The 22,966-nt window shown below is 44.2% G+C and carries 20 protein-coding genes; 10 read left to right on the top strand and 10 right to left on the bottom strand.

Features of this window, described 5'->3' with window-relative positions:
• Positions 1-328 precede the first annotated feature (328 nt).
• Positions 329-2,293, top strand: a complete 1,965-nt coding sequence (locus tag HMPREF9193_RS07530; protein WP_021687509.1) for a DEAD/DEAH box helicase — start codon at positions 329-331, stop codon at positions 2,291-2,293.
• A 47-nt stretch (positions 2,294-2,340) separates the two neighbouring features.
• Here HMPREF9193_RS07530 and HMPREF9193_RS07535 read toward each other — a convergent pair whose 3' ends face one another.
• A complete protein-coding gene (locus HMPREF9193_RS07535; protein ID WP_021687510.1) occupies positions 2,341-3,219 on the bottom strand; it encodes a hypothetical protein in 879 nt (292 codons plus the stop codon).
• A 113-nt stretch (positions 3,220-3,332) separates the two neighbouring features.
• Here HMPREF9193_RS07535 and HMPREF9193_RS07540 point away from each other — a divergent pair, with 113 nt between their 5' ends.
• Positions 3,333-5,030, top strand: coding sequence for a formate--tetrahydrofolate ligase (locus HMPREF9193_RS07540; RefSeq protein WP_021687511.1), 1,698 nt, complete (start codon positions 3,333-3,335; stop codon positions 5,028-5,030).
• A 97-nt stretch (positions 5,031-5,127) separates the two neighbouring features.
• On the opposite strand, the gene thrH is transcribed toward HMPREF9193_RS07540, so the two are convergent.
• Positions 5,128-5,739 carry a bifunctional phosphoserine phosphatase/homoserine phosphotransferase ThrH gene (gene thrH / locus HMPREF9193_RS07545; protein WP_021687512.1) on the bottom strand — a complete coding sequence of 204 codons (612 nt, stop codon included), beginning with the start codon at positions 5,737-5,739 and terminating at the stop codon, positions 5,128-5,130.
• 131 nt (positions 5,740-5,870) lie between these two features.
• On the opposite strand from thrH, the gene HMPREF9193_RS07550 reads away from it, so the two are divergent.
• From HMPREF9193_RS07550 to HMPREF9193_RS07580, 7 genes are all read left to right on the top strand, one after another.
• Positions 5,871-6,872 carry a hypothetical protein gene (locus tag HMPREF9193_RS07550; protein ID WP_021687513.1) on the top strand — a complete coding sequence of 334 codons (1,002 nt, stop codon included), beginning with the start codon at positions 5,871-5,873 and terminating at the stop codon, positions 6,870-6,872.
• A gap of 6 nt (positions 6,873-6,878) precedes the next feature.
• On the top strand, positions 6,879-7,916 hold the full coding sequence (locus HMPREF9193_RS07555) for a KamA family radical SAM protein (protein ID WP_051306037.1): 1,038 nt from the start codon (positions 6,879-6,881) through the stop codon (positions 7,914-7,916).
• Between the two features lie 206 nt (positions 7,917-8,122).
• Positions 8,123-8,944, top strand: a complete 822-nt coding sequence (locus HMPREF9193_RS07560) for a sigma-70 family RNA polymerase sigma factor (RefSeq protein ID WP_040847927.1) — start codon at positions 8,123-8,125, stop codon at positions 8,942-8,944.
• Positions 8,945-9,007: 63 nt separating this feature from the next.
• The gene (locus HMPREF9193_RS10865) at positions 9,008-10,180 is read left to right on the top strand and encodes a divergent polysaccharide deacetylase family protein (RefSeq protein ID WP_021687516.1); all 1,173 of its coding nucleotides are present in this window, start codon (positions 9,008-9,010) and stop codon (positions 10,178-10,180) included.
• Positions 10,177-11,196: a tRNA (adenosine(37)-N6)-threonylcarbamoyltransferase complex transferase subunit TsaD gene (gene tsaD / locus HMPREF9193_RS07570; RefSeq protein ID WP_021687517.1), complete on the top strand. Its 1,020-nt coding sequence runs from the start codon at positions 10,177-10,179 to the stop codon at positions 11,194-11,196. The genes HMPREF9193_RS10865 and tsaD overlap by 4 nt, the downstream gene beginning before the upstream one ends.
• Positions 11,197-11,249: 53 nt before the next feature.
• Positions 11,250-11,780 carry an adenine phosphoribosyltransferase gene (locus tag HMPREF9193_RS07575; RefSeq protein WP_021687518.1) on the top strand — a complete coding sequence of 177 codons (531 nt, stop codon included), beginning with the start codon at positions 11,250-11,252 and terminating at the stop codon, positions 11,778-11,780.
• A 161-nt stretch (positions 11,781-11,941) separates the two neighbouring features.
• Positions 11,942-12,229: a desulfoferrodoxin family protein gene (locus HMPREF9193_RS07580; RefSeq protein ID WP_021687519.1), complete on the top strand. Its 288-nt coding sequence runs from the start codon at positions 11,942-11,944 to the stop codon at positions 12,227-12,229.
• Here HMPREF9193_RS07580 and HMPREF9193_RS07585 read toward each other — a convergent pair.
• From HMPREF9193_RS07585 to rny, 3 genes are all read right to left on the bottom strand, one after another.
• Complete coding sequence (locus HMPREF9193_RS07585) at positions 12,224-13,663, bottom strand: glycine hydroxymethyltransferase (RefSeq protein WP_051306047.1); 1,440 nt, start codon at positions 13,661-13,663, stop codon at positions 12,224-12,226. The two genes, HMPREF9193_RS07580 and HMPREF9193_RS07585, sit on opposite strands and share 6 nt — an antisense overlap.
• 417 nt (positions 13,664-14,080) lie before the next feature.
• Complete coding sequence (locus HMPREF9193_RS07590) at positions 14,081-14,512, bottom strand: bacteriohemerythrin (protein WP_021687521.1); 432 nt, start codon at positions 14,510-14,512, stop codon at positions 14,081-14,083.
• A gap of 201 nt (positions 14,513-14,713) precedes the next feature.
• Positions 14,714-16,243, bottom strand: coding sequence for a ribonuclease Y (gene rny / locus HMPREF9193_RS07595; RefSeq protein WP_021687523.1), 1,530 nt, complete (start codon positions 16,241-16,243; stop codon positions 14,714-14,716).
• 119 nt (positions 16,244-16,362) lie between these two features.
• On the opposite strand from rny, the gene HMPREF9193_RS07600 reads away from it, so the two are divergent.
• Positions 16,363-17,568, top strand: coding sequence for an endonuclease/exonuclease/phosphatase family protein (locus HMPREF9193_RS07600; protein ID WP_021687524.1), 1,206 nt, complete (start codon positions 16,363-16,365; stop codon positions 17,566-17,568).
• Between the two features lie 23 nt (positions 17,569-17,591).
• On the opposite strand, the gene HMPREF9193_RS07605 is transcribed toward HMPREF9193_RS07600, so the two are convergent.
• From HMPREF9193_RS07605 to HMPREF9193_RS07625, 5 genes are read right to left on the bottom strand one after another with little or no spacing between them, the layout of a single operon-like run.
• The gene (locus HMPREF9193_RS07605) at positions 17,592-18,554 is read right to left on the bottom strand and encodes a carbohydrate kinase family protein (RefSeq protein ID WP_021687525.1); all 963 of its coding nucleotides are present in this window, start codon (positions 18,552-18,554) and stop codon (positions 17,592-17,594) included.
• On the bottom strand, positions 18,551-19,876 hold the full coding sequence (gene melA, locus HMPREF9193_RS07610; RefSeq protein ID WP_021687526.1) for an alpha-galactosidase: 1,326 nt from the start codon (positions 19,874-19,876) through the stop codon (positions 18,551-18,553). The genes HMPREF9193_RS07605 and melA overlap by 4 nt, the downstream gene beginning before the upstream one ends.
• A 46-nt stretch (positions 19,877-19,922) precedes the next feature.
• Entirely contained in the window at positions 19,923-20,756 is an 834-nt protein-coding gene (locus tag HMPREF9193_RS07615; protein ID WP_021687527.1) for a carbohydrate ABC transporter permease, read from the bottom strand.
• Positions 20,749-21,636, bottom strand: a complete 888-nt coding sequence (locus HMPREF9193_RS07620; RefSeq protein ID WP_021687528.1) for a carbohydrate ABC transporter permease — start codon at positions 21,634-21,636, stop codon at positions 20,749-20,751. The genes HMPREF9193_RS07615 and HMPREF9193_RS07620 overlap by 8 nt, the downstream gene beginning before the upstream one ends.
• A gap of 51 nt (positions 21,637-21,687) precedes the next feature.
• Positions 21,688-22,944 (bottom strand): ABC transporter substrate-binding protein, encoded by a 1,257-nt coding sequence (locus tag HMPREF9193_RS07625; protein WP_040847932.1) that lies wholly within the window; start codon positions 22,942-22,944, stop codon positions 21,688-21,690.
• Positions 22,945-22,966 lie beyond the last annotated feature (22 nt).

A 22,966-nucleotide genomic window follows, 5' to 3' on the forward strand; every position in this document is an offset into this window, starting at 1 on the left:
TTACCCAACGCAACAAACACAGCATTGAAAACCTGTCGAACGAAGTGAGCAAGTTTAAAGTATAAAAACCGCTTTATACGCTAACGCTATTAAAATCAAAAAAGCCGTCTAAAAACTGAAGTTTTTTGACGGCTTTTTTTTATTCTTTGTAAAATTCTTCTTGACCTTTTGTATGTTTTTCAGTATCTTGAATGCATAAAGTGCATATCAAAAGCCGTGTTCGGAATTTCCTGTATATAAGCATAGGTTTTTAGGCAGCCGCGAAAGCGGTTTGCAGGGGCGCTGTCGAAAACAGTTTTTTCAACAGCTACAGTTGCGGCTAAAAGATATGCTTAAGGATACGGAAATTATGCAAACAATCTCTTTTGAAGACTTAGGCTTAGACAGCGGAATGCTGTCTGCCGTTCAAGCGAAAGGTTTTGAACAACCCACCCCTATTCAAATACTGGCTATTCCCCGCCTTTTAGACGGAGATGCCAACGTTATTGCAAAAGCTCGTACCGGTACGGGAAAAACGGCGGCATTCGGTTTGCCTTTGGTGCAAACGATCCGCGAAGATAAAGGTCATCCGCAAGCGCTGGTGCTTACCCCGACGCGGGAATTGGCTTTGCAAGTGTGTAAAGAAATACAATCATTTTCGACAGCCCGTTTTCCCCGTCTTGCAGCCGTGTACGGCGGTCAAGCTATGGGAGAGCAGCTGCGCACTTTGCGTAAAGGCGTCGAAATCGTTGTGGGAACACCGGGGCGCGTAAAAGACCATATAGAGCGTGGTTCTTTGCGTTTGGAACAAATCGATTTTTTTGTACTCGATGAAGCTGATGAAATGCTCGATATGGGGTTTATAGAAGATATCGAATTGATTTTTTCAAAAGCAAATCCTGAAAGCAGAGTGTTGTTGTTTTCCGCAACTATGCCGCCGCCTATTTTAAAAATCGCTTCAGCATTTATGGGCGATTACGAAATCGTAGAAGAAGAAACGGGACCGGAGCAGCCGCTTTTAACCGAACAAAAATATTGGTTTGTGCGTGAAAGCGAAAAAATCGAAGCTTTGGTGCGTTTGATAGATATTTCGCCCGATTTTTACGGGTTGGTATTTACGCAAACAAAGTCCGATGCCGATACGGTTTCGCGGATGCTGGATGAGCGCGGCTATGAAGCGGCGGCTTTGCACGGCGATATTCCTCAAAGTCAGCGGGAAAAGATTTTGTCCCGTTTTAGGTCGAAAAAAACAAGAATCCTTGTTGCTACCGATGTGGCGGCAAGGGGTATTGATATTGAAGGGCTGACTCACGTTGTAAATTACGCGCTGCCCTTTGACGGTCCTACCTATGTACACCGTATCGGTCGTACAGGAAGGGCAGGCGCAAAGGGATTGGCTTTTACATTGGTGAGACCCGAAGAGCGGCGCAAACTGGAGTTTTTAAAACAGTCTGTGCGCAAGGCGATAAAAGGCGAAATGCGCGAAGCGGTTGTTCCTTCTGTTGAAGCCGTGCTCAGTGCAAAACGCCTTCGCCTTTTAAATGAACTAAAGCGTTCCATAGGTTTGTCTGTTCTGTCCGGTGCTGAAAACAGCGCGGACGCTGCACCATGCGATGCCGATACGAGTGTATGCGCGCCGGATTCGGAGCAAAACGGTATAGACACTGCGCAGGACGGCAGTTGGAAAAAACCGGAAATAAATGCCGAATTTGTACAGATGGCTGAAGATTTATGTGAAAACCGCAGTGCGCAAGACGTACTCGCTTTTGTTTTAGCTTCCGTTTTAGGAAGTAAACTTGATCCGAAGCGTTATGGAACGGTTTCAACGCTTAAAGGCGGAAAAGCTTCCTTTGCTGGACGCTCCGGTTCCGCTTTTGCCAATCGCGGATCTTCATCTGTGCGCTCAAATGTACCCAAAAGCGGTCAAATGCGCTTGTACGTCGGTTTGGGACGGCGCGACGGTTTTAATGCAAAAGAAATAGCGGAGTTTTTCAGTTCTCTTTTACATATTCCACAACGTTTAGTAGACCGCATAGACGTTACACCTTCTTTTTCTTTAGTCAGTTTGCCTTATCAAGCAGGAAAAGAAATTTTGGAACGTTCGCGCCGTGAACGTAATTTACCTCATATGCACCTTGATGTTAAAGAGCAAGGGGACGCGCGTTTTGCAAGCGGCAAAGGTGCTTTTGGACGCTCCGATTTTTTCGGTACAAGTTCAACTGCAAAGCGAGGTAAAAAAAGCTCTTCGGTGAGAAGCGGTTCAGCTTCGCTGTACAAAAAGGGAAAAGCCGAAAAAAAAATCAACGATGTGTAGGGGCTTTTATTGGCGTGTGCTCGGCGTTTTTTTCTTCACTTATGTGCTTATGGTTGCGCTGTTTCTTTTTGTTCGCAGCCGATAAGCCACCGTTTAATAGGAGCTGCCCAATCGTCTTCGTGCACTCCATGTAAAAGCAAGCGTTCAAACATATAGTGAATGTGAGCGTGAATAGCATTTTTTTCCGTGAGTGAAATACGATCGTCATTTTCAAATAAACCGTTTATAATTTCCACTGCCGTATCAATAGTAAAGCGGTCTTTTAACAAATAAAGCAGCATATATAATGCGGCGGGAATGCAGTTTACGCTGTGCTGCTTAATATATAATACGGTTTCAATAATATCGTTTGCTCCGTCTTTTAATTCTTTTTCGTACAGTTTTCTTTCAGATTCATCAATGTGCAATTGTTTAAACACTCCGCCGTAATATATACGGGCAAGTGTAACGATAACTACATGCAAACTCGGCACGCACAGTAAATGCGGGTCAAGCGTATGGATCATCCTAAACCCTGCCGTTTTTGTGTAGTGAGGGCGCTCGGTTGTGCTCATGCGGAAGCGGTATACTTGTGCAGCGGTGCTGTATGCAGTTTCAATAAGATATAAAAAATCGGTACAGTACGGCAGTGCTTTTTTTATGCCGAAACGCTTAAACAAAAAAGTCATCGGTCGTATCCAAAAATCGACAAAGTCAAGATAAATGTTTATTTTTGAAGGATCGAAAGGAACGGTGTCGTCCAAAGCATCGCCAACTCTGACAACCGGAATTTTTTTAAGTTTGAATTTTACGGAAAACTGCAGCCAAAAAAAATCACGGATAATCGTTTTTAAAAATAAAAACAGCGCTTTTGCACTTTTTGCTCTAAACGGGATAATAAAATACGGAAGCAGAGCACTGTACGATGCAATTTTTTTTGCCGTCATATTTTATTATTTTACCGCTAAATAGGTACTGTACACAATAGGGTGTAACGTAAAATGTGTATATGCTTTGTAACATACTGTTATAAAATCGGTTTATAGCATATAGTAAAGTTATGTTATCCGATATTGAAATTGCACGACAAAACGTTGCGGAACCTATTGCACATATTGCTTCTTCGCTCGGTTTACTTTCTTCCGAATACGATTTGTACGGCGCTTATAAAGCAAAAATAAAACTCAATGCATTGTATCGCTTGATAAATACTGAGCCGGACAAGCGTGCTCGTTTGGTTTTGGTAACGGCGATAACTCCTACCGATTCAGGGGAAGGAAAATCAACCATATCGATAGGGCTTGCCGACGCATTGTGCAAAATAGGCAAAAAAACCGTTCTTGCTTTGCGTGAACCTTCTTTAGGTCCTTGTTTCGGTATAAAAGGCGGTGCGTGCGGTGGCGGTTATGCGCAAATCGTACCGATGGACGAGATAAATCTGCACTTTACCGGTGATATACACGCTGTGTCGGCTGCAAATAATTTAATTGCTTCCCTTATCGACAATCACATTCAGCAGGGGAACGTTTTACGCATCGATCCGCGCACGGTTGAATGGAAACGTTGCCTTGATTTAAACGACCGGTCTTTACGCAATGTAATTATCGGTTTGGGCGGTACAACCGACGGTGTTCCGCGCGAAGAACACTTTACCATTGCCGCCGCAAGTGAAATTATGGCAATTTTATGTCTTTCCCGTTCGATAAACGAATTAAAGCAGCGCTTAAACACCGTTTTTATCGGCAAAACTTACGATAAACGCCCGGTGTATCTTAAAGACTTAGGGGTAACCGGCGCCGCCGCAGCTCTTTTAAAAGATGCTTTGTGCCCCAACTTGGTACAAACGCTTGAAAAAACGCCCGCGTTTGTACACGGAGGTCCCTTTGCAAATATTGCGCACGGTTGCAACAGTATAAATGCCACATTGTGCGCCCTTGCGGTAAGCGAATACACGGTTACCGAAGCAGGCTTTGCTGCGGATTTGGGCGGCGAAAAATTTATGGATATAAAATGCCCTGCGGCGGGAATTACACCCGATGCGGTTGTAATTGTTGCAACCGTGCGTGCACTGAAAATGCACGGCGGCGCCGACAGCAAACACTTGAGCGAAAGCGACCCTAAAGCCGTTGAACGCGGTTTTGCCAATTTAAAGCTGCATGTCGAAAATATGGAAAATTTCGGGGTGCCTGCGGTCGTTGCGGTAAATCGATTTGCTTCGGATACAAAAGAAGAATTGGAAACGCTGCTGCACTTGTGCCGTTCGTTAAAAAGCCGTTTCGGAAGCGGGGTTCCGGTTGCTTTATGCGAAAGCTGGGAAAAGGGGTCTAGCGGTGCAACGGACCTTGCCCGTACGGTATTGTCTGTGTGCGAAACCTTTTCTTCTTCGTATCAGCCGCTGTATAAAAAAGAAGTTTCCCTAGTTGAAAAAATAAAAACGCTTGCCCTGCGCATATACCGCGCGGAGCAAGTTGAATTCAGTGCGCTGGCATTGCGTAAAATCGAAGAATATACGGCAGCAGGCTGGGCGCACCTTCCCGTGTGCATGGCAAAAACGCAAAGCTCGGTCAGCCACGACAAAACGCTTAAAGGCGCTCCTGCAGGGTATTGTTTTCCCGTGCGTGATGTGCGTTTAAACAGCGGTGCGGGTTTTTTAACGGTACTTGCAGGAGATATTACTGTAATGCCGGGTTTGCCGAAGGTACCTGCCGCTTGCGCTATAGACGTAGATAACAACGGAAATATATCCGGACTTTTTTGACTCTTGCGTGAGCTTGCCGGTTTGTTGTCTCCGACTTTCGCGTGTAGTCGGCGCTCTGTTGTCTTTGACTTTCGCGCCTTTTGAGCGAATGTGCGTGTCAGTTTTCTGTTTTCAAAATCCGTATAATTTCGTTCAGTAAATCGCTGTATTCGCTCAATGCGGGAATTGCAGGGTTTTCAGATGCAATATGTTCGGGAGCGCGGAACAAAAAACCGTGAGTGCTTTGCTTTATCATTGCCAAATCGTTAAAAGAATCTCCTGCGGCAATCGTATTAAAACCGATTGACTGCAAAGCGCACACCGCATGGTATTTTCCGTTTTTTTGGCGAAGCTTGTAACCGCTTATCATGCCTTCCGAACCAACGATAAGTTCGTTGCAAAAGATTGCAGGCATTCCCAGTTTTTTTATAAGCGGCAGCGAAAACTGCGTAAACGTATCGGATAAAATAATAACTTGACAGTTCTCGCGCAAAGCATCGAGAAAATCCTTTGCACCCGGCATCGGGTCGATTTGAGCAATAACATCCTGAATCGCTTGTAAGCCGAGCGAATGTTCTTTTAAAATGCCCAGCCTTTTTTTCATAAGTACGTCGTAGTCGCTTATATCGCGTGTGGTAAGACGAAGCTCGTCTATGCCGGTTTTTTCGGCAAATGCTATCCATATTTCCGGAACTAACACCCCTTCCAAATCAAGACAGGTTATATACATATATTGATTGTACCATAAAAAAGGTGAAGTGTCAGCTCGGTTAAAAATGGTAAAAACGGTAAACTTGTGCGGTTTCTTTTTTTACAAATTTGTGCTATACTGCTACAGTTGATGTTCCGGGAGGTGTTACCGTGAAAAATAAGTTTGGTATTTGTGCTGCCTTGTGTGCGGTCGCTGCAGTTTTTTTATATGCTCAAGAGGCTAAACCTAAAAGTCCGTGGGATTTTTCAGTTACTTCCGATTTTGCATACTATCCGAAAAGCGCTTATGTACCCGGTGAAGATCATTTTGCCCCGATTACCGGCGCATACAGCGGTATAGAATTCCGCGTAACCGGAGCAGCAGGTTATACGATACCCGTTCCTTTCGGCAATCATCCTTTGGTAAAGGATAATACTTTGCGTTTGTACGGAGAATTTGAATTAAGTCCGGTTTCCCTTGCTCCTGCAATCGGTATTAGTTTTACACCGGTTGCTTTTTTAAAGTTCGGTGCGGGAACTTCAATCGGCGCCGCATGGGATTTTATAGGAATTCAAGGGCTTGCAAAATGGAATCCCTATAAAAAAGACAAAGAGACGGGGCTTTACGGCGATTACGAAAGTTTGCCTTTTAAAAGTGTACGAAGCGATACGTGGCTGCAGGGAACGTTTATGTTTGACCTTGCCGCCCTTGTGCCCGGTACGTGGCACCACGTAGTTACGCTTGCTTCTTATAAAACGATGTACCGTGCCATTAGCACCGGGGGCGAAAACGGCAATCCTTGGATGTATCAAGGAAGCGGTGAAAAAATAAACGGCTGGCATTACCACGCAGGTTTTGTGCTCGGTTATCAAATGCCCATTGTGCTGCACACCGTTGCTTTCGCGCTTGAAATGGAAGGATTGTTTAACGGTAAAAAGGATTTTAATGCCGTTTACCATCCTATGAATCCGGATTTTATGCATGTTTCACTCGGTCCTGTTTGTATATTTGAATTTACCAAAAAAGATCAGTTAACCGTACAATTTCAATATTCCAGCAGACGCAGTTTTACCGCTGCGCACGAAAAAGCACGCCAAGCTCTTAATTTAACTTATGCCGGACGCGAATGGTATTTTAACCGTATTGCGCTCAGCTATAAACATTCGTTTTAAATTTGGATGACTGAACATATAAGCCCTTATTGGCGTTCCGTTATGGAGCGCCTTAAAAATGACGGCAGTGAAAAAGCCCGCGCCGCACTGGCTGCTTTGTCGGCTCAAGTGTGTGCAAAGGCTGCAGAAATGCATATATTACCGTATGAAAACGCAGATCCCTTGGGTGCAGCTTCCTATGCCGTGCATGGCGGAAAAAACGCTTGTAAGGGAAGCCGCTTGGTGCACCAATATAAAAACCGCTGCCTTTTTTTAACTGTCGGAAGCTGTTTTGCCCACTGCCGCTATTGTTTCCGCCGCGAAAGTCCGGTACTGAATTATCCTTTTGCTTCACCGAAAGAAATTGAAGATGCCTGTTCTTATATTGCATCTCACAGCGAAATTCAAGAAATATTGATTTCAGGCGGCGATCCTTTAACCGTATCGGATAGACAGCTTGAACGTTTGTTTTCCGCTTTAAAGGATGTGCGCCCTTCGCTTCTTATACGGGTGTGCACACGTTCTCCGGTATTTGCTCCGGAGCGTTTTACGCCGTCTTTAATCGCTTTATTGCAAAAGTTCCGCCCGCTGTGGCTTATTCCGCATATAAATCACAGTGCGGAATTTTGTGAACGCTGGAGTTTTGAAGCACGCCGTGTTTTGGAAACGCTGGTACAAAGCGGTATTCCTATGCAAAGTCAAACGGTATTGTTGCGCGGCGTAAACAATACCGTCGATGCTTTGTGCGATTTGTTTTATAATTTAACCCTTATCGGTATAAAACCGGGCTATCTTTTTCAAGGCGATTTGGCACCGGGAACTGCTCATTTTCGCGTTCCCATCGATGAGGGGGTGCGCTTGTACGAGCGTGTGCGTTCAGAGCTTTCAGGTTTGTCTACCCCCGTATATGCCGTCGACATTCCCTCAGGCGGCGGCAAAATCAATTTGTTGCAGCTGGATCCCGAACTGCTTAACGTAAAGATTGAGCGGGGCGAACACACCTATGTTTTTACGGACAGCAGCGGAGAGCGCCGCGAATATCCGATAGAAAAAACAACTGTATAAAAAAGTAGAAGTATACAAAAACAGACGTCGGTCTGTACAATTTTGTATACTATTGTACAGTTACTAGCGTAATCTTTGTTTTTATCCTTACTTTTAATTTGTTTTATTATATACAGATACATAGTTTTAGTTTTTAAGTGTTTGGTTGGCACGCTTTTTGCATATTTACTAATGAAGTTTTTAAGATCTTTTATAGGAGAAAAGGTATGGAGCAAACACTGTATCAAACATATATTGCACAAATTAAAAATATTCCGCTTTTAACGGCGGAACAGGAAAAAGAGCTTGCACGGAAAATTCAAAAAGGCGACGAAGCGGCAAAACAAAAGCTTGTACGGGCAAATTTACGTTTGGTTGTATCTGCTGCACGCAAGTATAAGGTTGCGAATTTTTCGTTTATGGATCTTGTCCAAGAAGGAAATTTGGCTTTGCTGGCAGCTGCTTCAAAATTCAGTGCAAATTTTGATACGCGTTTTTCAACGTATGCTTATCCTTGTATAACCCGCTACATAAGCCGGTATATCAGTTTAAAAAAACGTACCGTTTCCGTTCCGATACGAAAAACCGAATTGGCTTACATGGTTGACTGTGCTGCCGACGAGTTAGTACAAAAATTGTACCGTGAACCGACGGATCGCGAAATTGCATTGTATTTGAATGTTTCGGAAGCGGTGGTGCGTAAAGCCCGTCAATACGATTGCGAAACGTTCAGCCTCGATGCAGCTGTCGACTGCGATGGAAACACGGATATCGTTTTTGCCGATATGCTTTCGGATTATTCGTTTGACCCTGCAGAACAAACGATGTCGGCTGTTATGAGGCGTGACTACGAAAAGTTAATTAAACGTTTGCCCAGCCGCGAACGTTCGGTTCTTTTAACCAAATACAAAAGTTTTATAAACGGAGAAAAAGTGACGTTCCGTCAAATAGGCCGTACACTCGGAATAACTGCTGAAACCGTGCGCCAAGCGGAAAAGCGCGCATGCGAACAGATGCGTGTTATTTTAAAAAAATATCAGTACGCATAAGCTTTACGCTTATCAAGCGCTTCATTGACAGTGTGCTTATAAAAAGTTATTATAAAACACTGTATGAAAAAAAAATCGCCGCAAGTAAAGCTTCCCAAACAAAAGCTTTTTTTACTTATTTTTATTGTTGCTGCGGCCGGATTGGGCATGCTTTTTTTTAGTATCCGCTTAGCTCCGTCCGCACGTTCAAAAAGCACACGGCAAACACAATCCGAACAAAGAGCAGGCGAGCAGTCTTCGGCTCCTTCAAAGCCGGGCGAACAAAAGCGTTCGCCGGCGCAGCCTGCAAAGCCGGTACAACCGTCTCCGGAATCTGCTGACCACGCACAGCCGGAAAAAGCGGCACCGCCTGCAAAGTCCGGCGAAAGAAGCGGTAGCGTTCCGCAAAAGCCTGCAAAGCCTGCCGAACAAACACAGCAGGAAAAAGACAAAACCAAAGAGCCTGCAGGACATAAAAAAAATGACACACCGGCAAAACCGGAAACAAAACCCGGCACACAATCTGTACCCGGCACAAAACCTTCATCGGGCTTGTCGCCCGTTCAAGCCAAAAAAAGCGGAAAATTGATATTTGTATTCGACGATGCCGGAAACAGTTTAAAACAAACCCTTCCGTTTTTGGAATTGCCGTTTCCGATTACCGTTTCTGTTTTGCCTGCCCTTGCCGATTCAAAAAAAACTGCCGATGCGGTAAGAAATGCAAAAAAAGAAGTATTTTTGCATCAGCCCATGCAAGCGGTAAATCTTTCCATAAATCCCGGTCCATCGTCAATTCAACCCGATATGACAACCGGCGAAGCTGCCCGCATTTTACGCAAAAATATAGCGGAAATAGGTCCTATTGCGGGAATGAACAATCATGAAGGCTCACTTATTACCGCCGATCGTAAACTTATCGGTGCCGTGCTCGACGTATGCATAGATGAAAAAATTATATTTTTGGATTCGCGTACCAGTTCTCAAACGCAAGCGCCTTTAGCGGCAATGGAGCGGGGTATGCATATTTGGGAAAGGGATGTTTTTTTGGATAACAGTCCCGACGTAACCGAAATGAAAGCGATGATTAAACGGGGTCTTGCGATTGCCGATAAAAAAGGTTATGCGGTTATGATAGGACATGTGCAAACCCCAGCTCTTGCAAAATTGCTGCGCGAAATGTATGCCGATTTGCGCGCACAAGGCTATGTATTTACAACGCTCAGCCGTATGGAACGGGAGCGAGGAGCAAACCGGTGAAAGTACTGGGTATAGAATCTTCATGCGACGAAACGGCAGCTGCAGTTGTTGAAAACGGACGCACAATCTTAAGCAATGTAATTGCGACGCAAATACCGTTTCATGAAATGTACAGCGGCGTTGTGCCGGAAATTGCAAGCCGAAAACATGCCGAATGGATTTTACCTGTAGTACGCCGCGCTTTGGATGAAGCGGGTTTAAAACCTTCCGATGTGGATGCCGTTGCCGCAACAAACCGTCCGGGGCTTATGGGCTCTTTATTGGTCGGCTTAACCTTTGCTAAAACTTTTGCATGGACGCTCGGTAAACCTTTTATAGCCGTAAACCACATGCTCGGTCACTTGTATGCCGCCCATCTTGAACAGGATATTTCTTATCCGTATTTGGGTTTACTGGTTTCCGGCGGGCATAGTATTATCTGTAAAGTATCCGATTTTGACGATATAGAAGTATTGGGAACCACCATTGACGATGCCGTAGGAGAAGCTTTTGATAAAGTGGCAAAGTTTTACGGCTTTGGTTATCCGGGCGGTGTTATTATAGATAAGCTTGCAAAAAACGGCGATGAAAATGCGGCAACGTTTCCGCTTCCTTCACTGCATAAAGGGGAGCATCGGTATGATGTATCGTATTCGGGCTTAAAAACTGCAGCAATAAACCAACTGGATAAATTTTGGAATGCGGGTTATAAAAAAACGCCTGAAAACATAGCGGCTGCTTTTCAAAAAGCTGCCGTACAGATTTTATTGAGCCGTTTGTTTAAAGCAGCCGAAGATACCGGTTTGAAAACGGTGGTTGCAGGCGGCGGAGTTGCCGCCAATTCCCGGTTACGAGCTTTGCTTGCCGAACGAAGCGATTTACACTGTATTTTCCCCCCGCTTAAGTTATGTACCGACAACGGTGCTATGATTGCAGGGGTGGGGTACTGCTATTTACAGCGCGGCGAAACCAGCTCTTGGAATACAACTTCGTACGCCCGTGTAGACGGCTTTAAACGCCGCGGATCCGGAAGATAATTGAGCCTAAAAAACATATTGCAACACCTTCGTTAAAACAGTATGATGGGATTATGGACGTAACGATTCTTGACCGTTCTTTGCGGCGCATCCCCGATTTTCCCAAACCGGGGATTTTGTTTTACGATATTACCGGTGTGTTGGTTAATCCGGAAGCATTTCGCTTTTGTATCGATGCTATGGTCGATATTTACCGCGATATGAAAATTGATGCCGTCGCCGGTGTGGAATCGCGCGGTTTTATATTTGCCGCTCCCTTTGCCGACCGCATGGGAATACCGCTGGTGCTTGTGCGCAAAAAGGGGAAACTTCCCGGTGATACATGGTCGTGTTCGTATCAGTTGGAATACGGAAAAGCCGAAGTGGAAATTCACAAAAGCGATATTGCGGCAGGACAGCGGCTTTTGGTTATAGACGATTTGATTGCAACCGGCGGTACGCTGAAAGCAGTAAAAACAATACTTGAAGGAGCCGGTGCTTCCGTTGCAGAATTCTTCGGGGTTGTCGGATTACCTTTTTTAAATCATAAACAAGTGCTTGCTCCCACTCCGGTACGTACGTTAATCGATTTTCATTCAGAATAACTTTTATTTTTGCACATTTTGCCTTTTTTTTAAATATGTGTTATATTTAAAGACAGGAGGCTTATATGTGTAATGTTCGTTTTTTTATTTGTAAGCATTGTAAAAATGTTATTACTTTAATTCAGGACTCAGAAGTGCCTGTGTCCTGCTGCGGCGAAAATATGAGTGAATTGATTGCCGGCAGTACGGACGCCGCTCAGGAAAAACATGTTCCCGTTGTGGAAATTAACGGATCGGAAGTGACGGTTTCGGTCGGTTCGGTGGCACACCCTATGGAAGAAAAACACTGGATTCAATGGGTATGGCTGCAAACGCAAAACGGTATTCAACAAAAATGTTTAAACGCAGGCGATCAGCCTAAAGCGGTTTTTGCATTGGCAAGAGGCGATAAACCGGTTGCCGCTTATGAATACTGCAATTTGCACGGTTTGTGGAAAAAAGATTTATAAAAAATGCTTTTTTAAAAAATCAAAATCAAGTTCTGGATACAGTACAAAGCGATTTAAAAGTTCGGCTGCCGTTCGGCGCACATGCGTTCGGACGGCGTCGTCCAATTCTATTTTTCCTTTTGCTTTGTTGCCGTTTTTATCGATTCCGGGTTTAGTGCCGCTGAGCGCTGTGTGCAATATGTCGGCGATTTTGTCCATTTCGGCTTGCCCCATGCCCAAGCTTGTTACGGCGGGAGTTCCCACGCGTATACCGCTTGTCCACCATGGGCCTTGCGGGTCAAAGGGCAGGGTATTGCGGTTAAGCGTTACGCCGCATTCAAACAATGCGTTTTCGGCTTGCCGTCCGGTAAGACCGTAGGGCGATACGTCGATCAGTATAAGGTGGTTATCGGTTCCGCCGGTTTGTAATTTCATACCGCGTTTTATACAGGAATCGGCAAGAAAACGTGCGTTATCTCTTACCTTGTGCGCATAGTTTTGGAATGCAGGACTTGCAGCTTCTTTTAAGGCAACCGCTTTTGCCGCCATAATGTGAGCGAGCGGTCCGCCCAAAACCAAGGGGCAGCCTTTGTTTACGGAGTCGGCAAATTCAGCTTTGCATAAAATTAAAGCGCCGCGCGGACCGCGTAAAGTTTTATGCGTTGTCGTTGTTACTATATCCGCCCATTCTACCGGGTTTTCTTCTCCGGTAAATACTTTTCCGGCAACCAATCCTGCAAAGTGAGCCATATCTACCATTAAAACGGCACCGCATTTATCAGCTATTTGCCTAAAACGGCGGAAATTAACTGCACGCGGATAGGCTGAATAGCCTGCAAGTAAAATAAGCGGTTTTATTTGCATCGCTTGTTTTTCAATTGCCTCGTAGTCTAAAAGACCGCTTTCTTTGTCTACCGTATACGAATAGGCATCGAACATGCGCGCCGAAACGTTTTGCCGGTATCCATGCGTTAAGTGTCCGCCCGAATAATAATCCAAACCTAACAGTTTTTGATTGCCTAATTTTTCGCGCAGTTTGCGCCATTGCTCGTCCGTTAAATGGGACACATTTGTTTCGTTTAATTCTTCAAGGGAAGGCATTTCTATTTTTTTATTTAGGATTGCCCAGTAAGCTACCAAATTGGCATCTGCGCCCGAATGCGGCTGTACGTATGCATAGTCGGCGCCGAATAAACGTTCCGCTTCGTGCGCAGCGGTGTTTTCCACCGTATCGATGTTGGTGCAGCCGCCGTAATAGCGGTGTTCCGGATAGCCTTCGGCATATTTATCCGTAAGCAAATTCCCCATTGCAGCTTGCGTGCTTAGTGAACAATAGTTTTCGCTTGCAATTAATTTTAAATGCAAGCGCTGTGCTTCCAATTCTTTAACCGTTGCGGCGGCGATTTCCGGCTGTACCGCCGAAACAAGCTGTAAGTTTGCAACATATGAGGTCATTGCCGCGTTTTGTTTTTCTGCCGGTGTTTGTGCAAGATATTGTTCAAGGGGTGTTGCCACGGTATGCTCCTGTTTTTTAAAAAGTGCTGATAATATCCGCGCGCGGACTAACCTGTTTTTGAGGCAGTTCCGGACTAATCAAGCGACTACGATATCCTAGCTTATTTTTGCGATATGTACAAGGCACCTAGAGCGACAGGGCAGCTGCTATGGTTTTGTTGTAATCAGCTGCCTTGATTTTTGTACATGCAGTACGGAATAATAGAAAACGAAACAGAAAAGCTTATCGGCAATATTTCTTTGATGAATATCGATAACGTGCAGCAAACGGCGTTCCTGCATATGTTATGACAGAAAACGATATAATGAAATATTGATGGACATACTGGCGCAGGATTTTTACGGTTGACTTTTTGTTTACCGCTTGCTTTCGGGATAAGTGGTGCTGATATATTCGCCCCATTTTTTGTCCGAAATGGTAATGTGTTTAATCAGCCACGTAACTAAAAAATCGGCAAAAGTATTGCCGGCTTCTTTGTTTCCGGCTGCCAAGCTTGCAAAACCCTGCTGCACTTGATGTATAAAATCTCTGTGTTCGGCTTTGTGCTTGTCGAGGTCGGGATATTGATAAGTGGTCATCAGTTTTTCTTCTTCGGAAAAGTGGTATTCGGCATATTCGGACAGATTTTTTAGGACTTTCCCTATTTGCATTTTGTATTCCGCATCGGGAAGCTCTAAAATTTCCTGAAATTTATGCAATATAAGGAAAAGCTTTTTGTGATGTAAGTCTATTTCGGTAAAGCCGACGCTAAAGTCGTCCTGCCAGCCGGTGTTTTCAAGATCACTCATAGTTTTAGTGTACCGATGTACAAGAGCCTTGTCAACCGACAGGCAGCACCTGACGTCTGAATGCGGCGCGCTAAAAAACGACAGCTAAAAAATGGTTAGGCTGAAGTTGAAAACAAAAAAAGCTGATGTAAAAGAGCGTTCGTGCGCGGCGGATGATGAGTCCGCGCACGAACCGTGTGCCGGTTGTACACCGGAAGCGCACTAACGTGCGTATTCGACAATTCTGGTTTCCCGAATCATTGTCAGTTTTATTCTTCCCGGATAGCGTAAATCGGTTTCTATTTGTTTAGCTATTTTACGGGCTAAATCTTTTACTTCCGAATCGGCTATTTTTTCGTTGTTTATTAAAATCCGCAATTCGCGTCCGGCTTGAATAGCGTATGCTTTTTCAACACCGTTAAAACTTTCGGCGAGCGTTTCAAGGTTTTCAAGGCGCTTAACGTAATTGTCCATCGTTTCGCGCCGCGCTCCCGGTCGTGCTGCGGAAACCGCATCGGCAATTTGTACGATAACAGCTTCAATGCTTTCCGGTTCAATGTCGTTGTGGTGCGAGCCTACCGCATTAACGACTTTGGGATCTTCTCCCATTTTGCGAACCATATCCATACCTACTTCGGCATGATTTTGATCCGAATCGGTTTCCGCACCTTTTCCGATGTCGTGCAAAAGCGCGCTCCGTTTTGCCAATTCGCGGTTTGCTCCGATTTCGGCAGCAATCATACCGGCAATAACGGCGACCTCTTTGGAGTGGTACAAAACATTTTGTCCGTAACTGGTTCTAAAATACAATCTGCCGAGTGCGCGCACGCCGTCTTGGCTCATATTGTGAATGCCCAAATCGAACAAAACTTTTTCGCCTTCTTCGTATATCTTTTGCTGTGTTTCTTTTGTTACCTTTTGAACGATTTCCTCAATGCGTGCAGGGTGAATGCGTCCGTCAGTTATAAGGCGTTCAAGCGATGTTTTGGCTATTTCTTTTCGCACCGGATCAAAACATGATATAACAACCGCTTCGGGCGTATCGTCGATAATGATATCCACTCCGGTCAGCGTTTCAAGCGCACGGATATTCCGTCCTTCGCGTCCGATAATGCGTCCTTTCATTTCATCGCTGGGTAAAGATACCGTAGTAACCGTAATGTCGCCGGTTGTTTCGGCTGCAATGCGCTGAATGGTTGTAACCAATATGTCTTTTGCACGCTTTTCGGCAGTAAGCTGAGCTTCCTGTTCGATTTTATTGAGCAGCGCTTGAGCATCGTGGCGAGCGTCGTTTTCAAGATCTTTTATAATCAAACTTTTAGCTTCTTCGGCGGTTAAGCCGGAAATGCGTTCAAGTTCTCTGCGGTACCGTTCTTCTTCGTCGGTCAGTTCAGTTTCGCGCCGTTCAATTATTTTTTCGCGTTGTACGAATTCCTGTTCTTGTTTGTCAAAGTCTTGGGCTTTTTTATCCAAGCTTTCTTCTTTAAGCGCTAACCTGCGTTCCTGTCGTTGTAATTCTCCTCTGCGTTCTCTATTCTCCCGTTCTTGTTGGTTCCGTTCTCGAATGAGTTGATCTTTCGCTTCCAATAAAATTTCTTTTTTCTGTGCTTCAGCTTCCTTAATGGCGTCCTGCTTAACTCGTTCCGCCCGTTGCTCAGATGCAGATAGTTGAAATCTGGCATACAGCCAGCGAATAGTCCATCCAAGAATAAGTCCAGCTAGAGGGAGACCTATGTAAAGCAATAAGGGCATACTGTGGCCTCCAAACTAGTATAATTCATTTTAAAAATACCACAAGAACGCTATATTGTCAAATACTTATTCTACAATAAGTTCTGTTATAAAGTCGATTTGTGTGGTATACTCGATATATGCAAAATCAAAGCCGAAACCAACCCAAACCCCAATCCGCCGTACTTAAAATGCTTAAAACTTTTTTAATTGTTTGTGCACTTACGGCAGCCCTTGCGGTTTTGTTGTTTGCACTTCTTGTAGCGCTGTTGAGCATAACCGAATACCGTCCCCGCGATGTTGAAAACGCAATTGTGATTTCCGATGTGCAAAACGGTGAAACCGGCGCGCCATATGCGGCAAGTGCGGTTTCGGATGCAGGACAAAAAAATCCAGCCCGCCCGCCTTTGGATGCGGGACAAAGCGTGCGCATTGTCAGCTGGAATATCGGCTACGGTGCGCTCGGTGCAAAGCAGGATTTTTTTATGGACGGCGGCTCTATGGTGCGTCCAAAAAACAAAGCTGCAGTTGAAGAAAACTTAAACGGAATTGCCGAGTTTATAAAAACGCACAATGCCGATGTATGGTTTATACAGGAAATGGATATAGCTTCATCACGTTCGTTTTATATAGACGAAAGCCGTTTTTTATCGCGTGCAACAGCCTTTGGGGGAACCTATGCTTATAATTATAAGTGTTTGTTTGTGCCCTTTCCTTTTCCGCCGCTCGGGCGGGTTGCAAGCGGTTTGGCAACTTTTACGGATTTAAGCTGTACAGCTTCCGAGCGCCGCGCACTTCCCGTGCCGTTTAAATGGCCTGTGCGCCTTGCGAACCTTAAACGCTGTATGCTGGTAAACCGTTTTCCGCTTTCTTGCGGTAATCAATTAGTTGCGGTAAACGTGCACTTGGAAGCATACGATGACGGCGAGGGAAAAGTCGAGCAAACAAAAGCGCTGATGAATTTTTTAACTGCCGAATACGATAAAGGAAACTATGTGATTGCCGGCGGCGATTTTAATCAGCTTTTTCCGGGCTTGGATAAAAGCGCATACCTTATGCGCGAGCAGGCATGGCATGCCGGTATATTGGACGAAGCTATGCTGCCTGCACTTTGGCGTTTTGCCGCAGACGGCACCGTGCCTTCATGCCGCTCAAACGATGCTGCATACGAAAGCGCTTTGTACGACGAAAATGTGCGGAAAAATTGGCAGTACTACTTTATCGACGGTTTTATTTTGTCGCCGAACGTTACGCTGCGCTCGGTGTGTACATACGACGAATTTTTTATGTATGCCGACCACAACCCGGTGGAATTGGAAGTGGTTTTGGAAAAAAGCGGAATCTAATTTAATACAACTGTTCCGCTATTTTAGTTTGTGTCCAAAAACGCCGAGGCGGATTTTGCCGAACCGGTTTCTTTTAAATACAGTTCTTTAACCGCTTTTATATTCATCTTTTTATTGTTGTTGCCGACATAGGTGCATGCAATAGCGGCTGCAGCCGAAGCAAAGTGTACCGCTTGCTCGTACGGCATATTAAGCTGCATGACGGCAAATAAAAATCCTGCGGCAAAAGAGTCTCCCGCACCGGTTGTATCGACAACGGGAACGTCGTATGCAGGATAGATTTTGCCTTTAACAAAAACGCCTTCGCTGCCCAATTTGATTATCGGCATGGGAGTTTTTGCTTGAAGTACGACATAGGCTTTTTGTATATTCTGAGTTTTTGTAATTGATAACGCTTCGTTTTTATTTACAAAAAAATAATCGGCTTGCGAAAGCCATCCGTCCACGTGCGTCCATTGTTCCGTCGGATCCCACTGCGTATCTATAGATACTGTTTTGCCTGCTTTTTTTATGCTGTGCAATACTTTTTCTATGTGCGGAACAAAAGCAGGCATTCCGTACGGTCCGGAAATATGCACATGCGAAAACCGGTTGAGCGCTTTGATTGCGTACGAAACATCATTAAACGCAGCCAATGAGCCGCGGTATGTTACTTGAGAGCGTTCCCGCCCGTAAATAAGATTTGCTGTAATTCCCGTCCGGATTTTCTTTTTACTTTGAAGAAGCGATGTATCAATTCCCAATTGTAAAAGTTCATTTTTAATAAAGGTTCCGTTTTCGTCTTCTCCGATAAGACCGCACAAGCCGGCGTTTCCCCCTAAGCGGGCAAAAACGGAGGCTGCAAGGCACGTGGAACCTCCCAGCGTTTTTGAAAAATCGCTGCAAAAAACTTCACAATCCGTAACGACGGGAGATTTCAGCCCTGAAAAAGATATATCAACATTAACATCGCCTAAAAATAAAATGCTTTTTTTATAGCTTTTCATATATCAAAATTTTTAAACTGCGGTAAATATGCTTCGTTTTGTTTAAACATTTCGCGTGTCATATTGCGAATTTCTTCCAGCGATAATACTGCCGATGTAAGCGGGTCGTGTGCAATCGCTTGGTATACCAATTTTGCGTCTCCGTTAATGCAGGCAAGAACCGCATTTTCTTCGATACGGGAAGATGTACCGGTGAGCATTACACACGAGGGCGGAAGGTTTCCTACGCTGAGCGGATAAAATCCGGAACGGTCAACATACACGGGAACTTCAACACACACGTCGTCGGGCAAGTTTGTAATGTAGCCTTTGTTTTGCACATTGCCGTTAAATTTAAATGGGTCTCCACCTGCAAGGGCGTTGATAATCCATGCGGCGTATTCTTCTCCGCGTTCAAGTTCTATGGGACCGTCTTTGGCAAACCAGGATCTTGCTTCGTCTTTCCATGTAGCTTCGTTTTTTTGATATTCTTTTAAAATGTATGCGTATTCTCCCGGATTCCAATTTGTTCCGTGTGTGCAGTATTTTTCAATTAAATCTTTCCGTTTTCTAAACCACGGGTTGTATTCCGAATTGTGACCGCTCGATTCGGTAACGTAGTAATCAAAGGCTTTAAACATTTCGTTGCGTACCGGTTCGGCTGCAAGAATTTCCGATTTTTTTAGGGCTTCTTTTATCAGCGGGTATGCGTCTTTTCCTTTCCATTTGAAGTCAAGATACCACGCTTGATGGTTTATGCCCGCACAGGTATAATCGATTTCATTATACGGCGCTCCTATCCACTCTGCCAGCATTTGTGCTGTTCCCTGAACGGAATGGCAGAGCCCCGTTACGGTAATGGGTGATGTTTTTTGCAGATAATTACACAGCATTGCCATAGGATTGGTATAATTAAGCAAAACCGCATTGGGGCAGATTTTTTCCATATCTTGTGCGATTTGTGCCATAGCCGGCGCCGTACGCAAAAAACGGAAAATACCGGAAGGTCCGCGCGTATCGCCGACGCAAATGTCTACTCCGTATTTTGCCGGAATTTCGATATCGTAACGCCACACATCGGTTGAACCGGATAAAATAGTACACATAACAACATCCGCACCTTCAAGCGCTTCTTTACGGTCGAGCGTTGCGCGCACTTGTGCAGGATATTTTCCCATTTCTATAATACGCTGAATTGCTTTAAGCGAAAAATCCAAACGTTCGGCATCTATGTCCATCAAATGGATTAACGAATCTTCCAAAAGAGGGAAGGTTAAAATATCGCGGACCAATTCACGCGTAAAGCCTAAGCTTCCCGCACCTATAAAAGCAATTTTTTTCATGCTGTTTCTCCTATACTAATTCAATATATATAAATATGTTACACTCTTATTTAAACCCGGTAAGAGCGGCACTTTCAATTATTTGTTTTTGGACAAAAAGGAACAATATAAAAATGGGTAGTATGGATATTATCGTACAAGCCATTAAAAAACTCCATTGACCGGAAAATTCCGCTTGATACAGAGAAAGACCGACCGTTAAAGTTGTGTGTTTTCTGTCGCTCGGTAAATAAATGAGCGCTCGTATAAGTTCATTCCACGAACCGGAAAAAATCAGTATCGACAAAGCGGATATTGCCGGTTTTGCCAAAGGCAAATAAATTCTGCTGAAAATAAACGGAATAGGTGCTCCGTCTATACGGGCGGCTTCCGCCAGCTCAACGGGAATACTCGTAAAGTACTGCCGAATAAAAAAAGTGCCGAAAGCTCCACCCATAAAAGCCGTTATCCAAAGCGGCAGTTTGCTTCCGACCATGTGCAACTTTGAAAAGATGATAAAATTGGGAATGAGCGTTACTTGCGGCGGAATAATAAAGGTTGTGAGCAGCAATGCAAATAATATTTTTTTTCCGCGGAACTTAAAAAGTTCAAATGCAAAACCTGCCATACCGCATGTTATAATTTGTCCGATTGTCGTTAAGGCTGCAATCTGAAAAGAGTTGAATACTTGCCGGAGCAGGTAAGGGGTTGAAACAAACAAACGTGTATAATTTTCCAGCGTTGCCGGGGAGGGGATTAACGCTTTTGAAAACTGATTTGCCGGTGTTTTAAAAGACGTAGATACCATCCAAAGAAAAGGACCGGCGCAAACGATGAGGCTGAAAGAAAAGAATACTATAAGAAAAAAATTCTTGCAGATTTTTAGACGTTCATTATTCATAAAACACCAACTTTTGTTCGAGCTTAAAATAAATAAGCATAAAGATGATTATAACAATTGAAAGAAGGATGGCTTGAGCACTGGCTAATCCCATGTTAAACCACCGGAACCCGTTGCGATAAATAAGATACACTGTTGTTGTCATAATCGATTCGCCCTGTGTTCTGCGGGTTAACATATAGATATATTCAAATGCTTGCAAGGCATTAACCGTAGTAATAATAACTTGAAAAAAGATTGCAGGCGATATGCACGGAATGGTAATATGAAAAAGTTTTTTTAGAGGGCTTGCTCCGTCGACGGTTGCGGCTTCATAATATGTATGGGGAACCGATTGTAATGCGGCAAGAAAAATAATCATACCTTCTCCCAGTGCTCCCCACACGTTTGCCAATGTTACCGAATACAAAATATGTTCTTTTCCCAGCCATACAACGGGTTTTAAACCTATGTGTGTAATAAGTCTATTTAAAAGACCCTGATCTTTTGCATATATCCATGTAAAAATCATAGCGACGGCGACTGAAGAAGTTAGCGAAGGAAAGAAAAATGCCGCCCGCAAAAAACCTTGGGCACGATGTGTTTTATTCAGTAATAATGCGACGCATAACGATAAAATTATACAGCAGGGAACATAAAGACATGCAAAACGAACCGTATTTACTATACTGTTAAAAAATTGAGGGTCGGTAAAGCATTTAATATAGTTTTTCAATCCAATCCAAACAGGCGGATTAACATTATCCCATGAAGTAAAGGAAAGAAATATAGAGGCGGCAAGTGAACCCAGTGTGCCGATTATCAATCCGAAGAATGTAGGAAACAGCATAACGAGGATCCAGTATTTATCGTTGCCCATGAGTCTCAGTTTGCCTTTCATAAGGTGTACACTCCGCTTTTGAACCGGCGCTCTGCGCCGGTTAGATTATTTTTATTGTTTTACAAGGCTTGCGTCAGCGTCCGATACTGCCGTTTTCATAACCGCTGCAATATCATCCGATTCGTAAATTGCCGCCATAGCGTTACCGAAAGCGTTTGACCACGCATCGTAGCCTTTAAATACGGGCTTTGGGTGTGCATATTCAAGCGCATCGATAAAAATCCGGTGGTTTATTTTTACCGGCTGGTTAAGAAATACGTCGCTTTGGGCGATATCTTTACGGGCGGGTATGGCAAACCCCAATGCAGCCAGCTTTGATTGTCCTTCCGCCGACAAAACGTATTTTATCCATTCCCATCCGGCTTCAGGGTTTTTACAATTTTTTGCCATTACAAAACCTGCCGAATTGACGCTGGTAGCTCTTCCTGCAGGACCTTGAGGCAGGGGAACTACATCCCATTTGAAGTTACAGGATGAATATTGCGGAACGGACCAGTGTCCCATCGGCGTCATTGCGGCTTTCCCTGCATAAAATAAATCTCCGCCGTATTGCGCTTGGGTGTCCATATCGGGAATGGATTTATCCACGATAATCATTTTTGAAAGCAGCTGCCACGGTTCCATATTGTCGGCAATTGTCGTTTTTTTGTAATCCGGACTTAAAATCGTTCCTCCGTAGCTCCACACTAAAGAACTCATCAACAATTCTACATCCCATAAGTCAGGAGCAAAACCCCATTGGGTATAGTAACCGCTTTTATCTTTAACGATGAGTTTTTTTGCAGTTATGCTTAAATCTTCCCATGTCCATGTTTCATCGGGGTAGGGCACACCCGCTTTGTCAAACATATCTTTATTGTAAAATAAAGCAATTGTTTGAAAATCGCGCGGCAGTCCGAAAAAACCCTTATCCGTTTTATATGCATTGAGGGTTACCGGATAAAGGGCACTAAGTACTTCTGTATCCTTATCTAAAAAATCCTGTAAAGACAACAAAGCGCCGCGTGAATACCAGTCCATAAAAAGAGGCGCATCCATTGCAAAGACTTCGGGAGGCGTCCCTGCCGCATAGAGGGTATTTATCTTATCCCAATATACCGACCATTCCGCCGTTTCAACATCTATTTGGATACCGGTTTTTTCCGTAAACGATTTAGCCAGTTCTACCCAAACAGCTCCCTCCGATTCGGTTCCCCAGTTTAATACTTTGATTTTTTTTGTATTACCGCCGTTTTTTTGGCAACCGGTGAACAAACCTATGCTGCATACCAATAACACACACAGCCCTTTACAAATCTTTTTTTTCATCTTTTCCTCCTTACTAGTATTC

Origin of the sequence: Treponema lecithinolyticum ATCC 700332 (assembly GCA_000468055.1) — a bacterium.
GTDB classification, from domain to species: Bacteria; Spirochaetota; Spirochaetia; order Treponematales; family Treponemataceae; genus Treponema_C; species Treponema_C lecithinolyticum.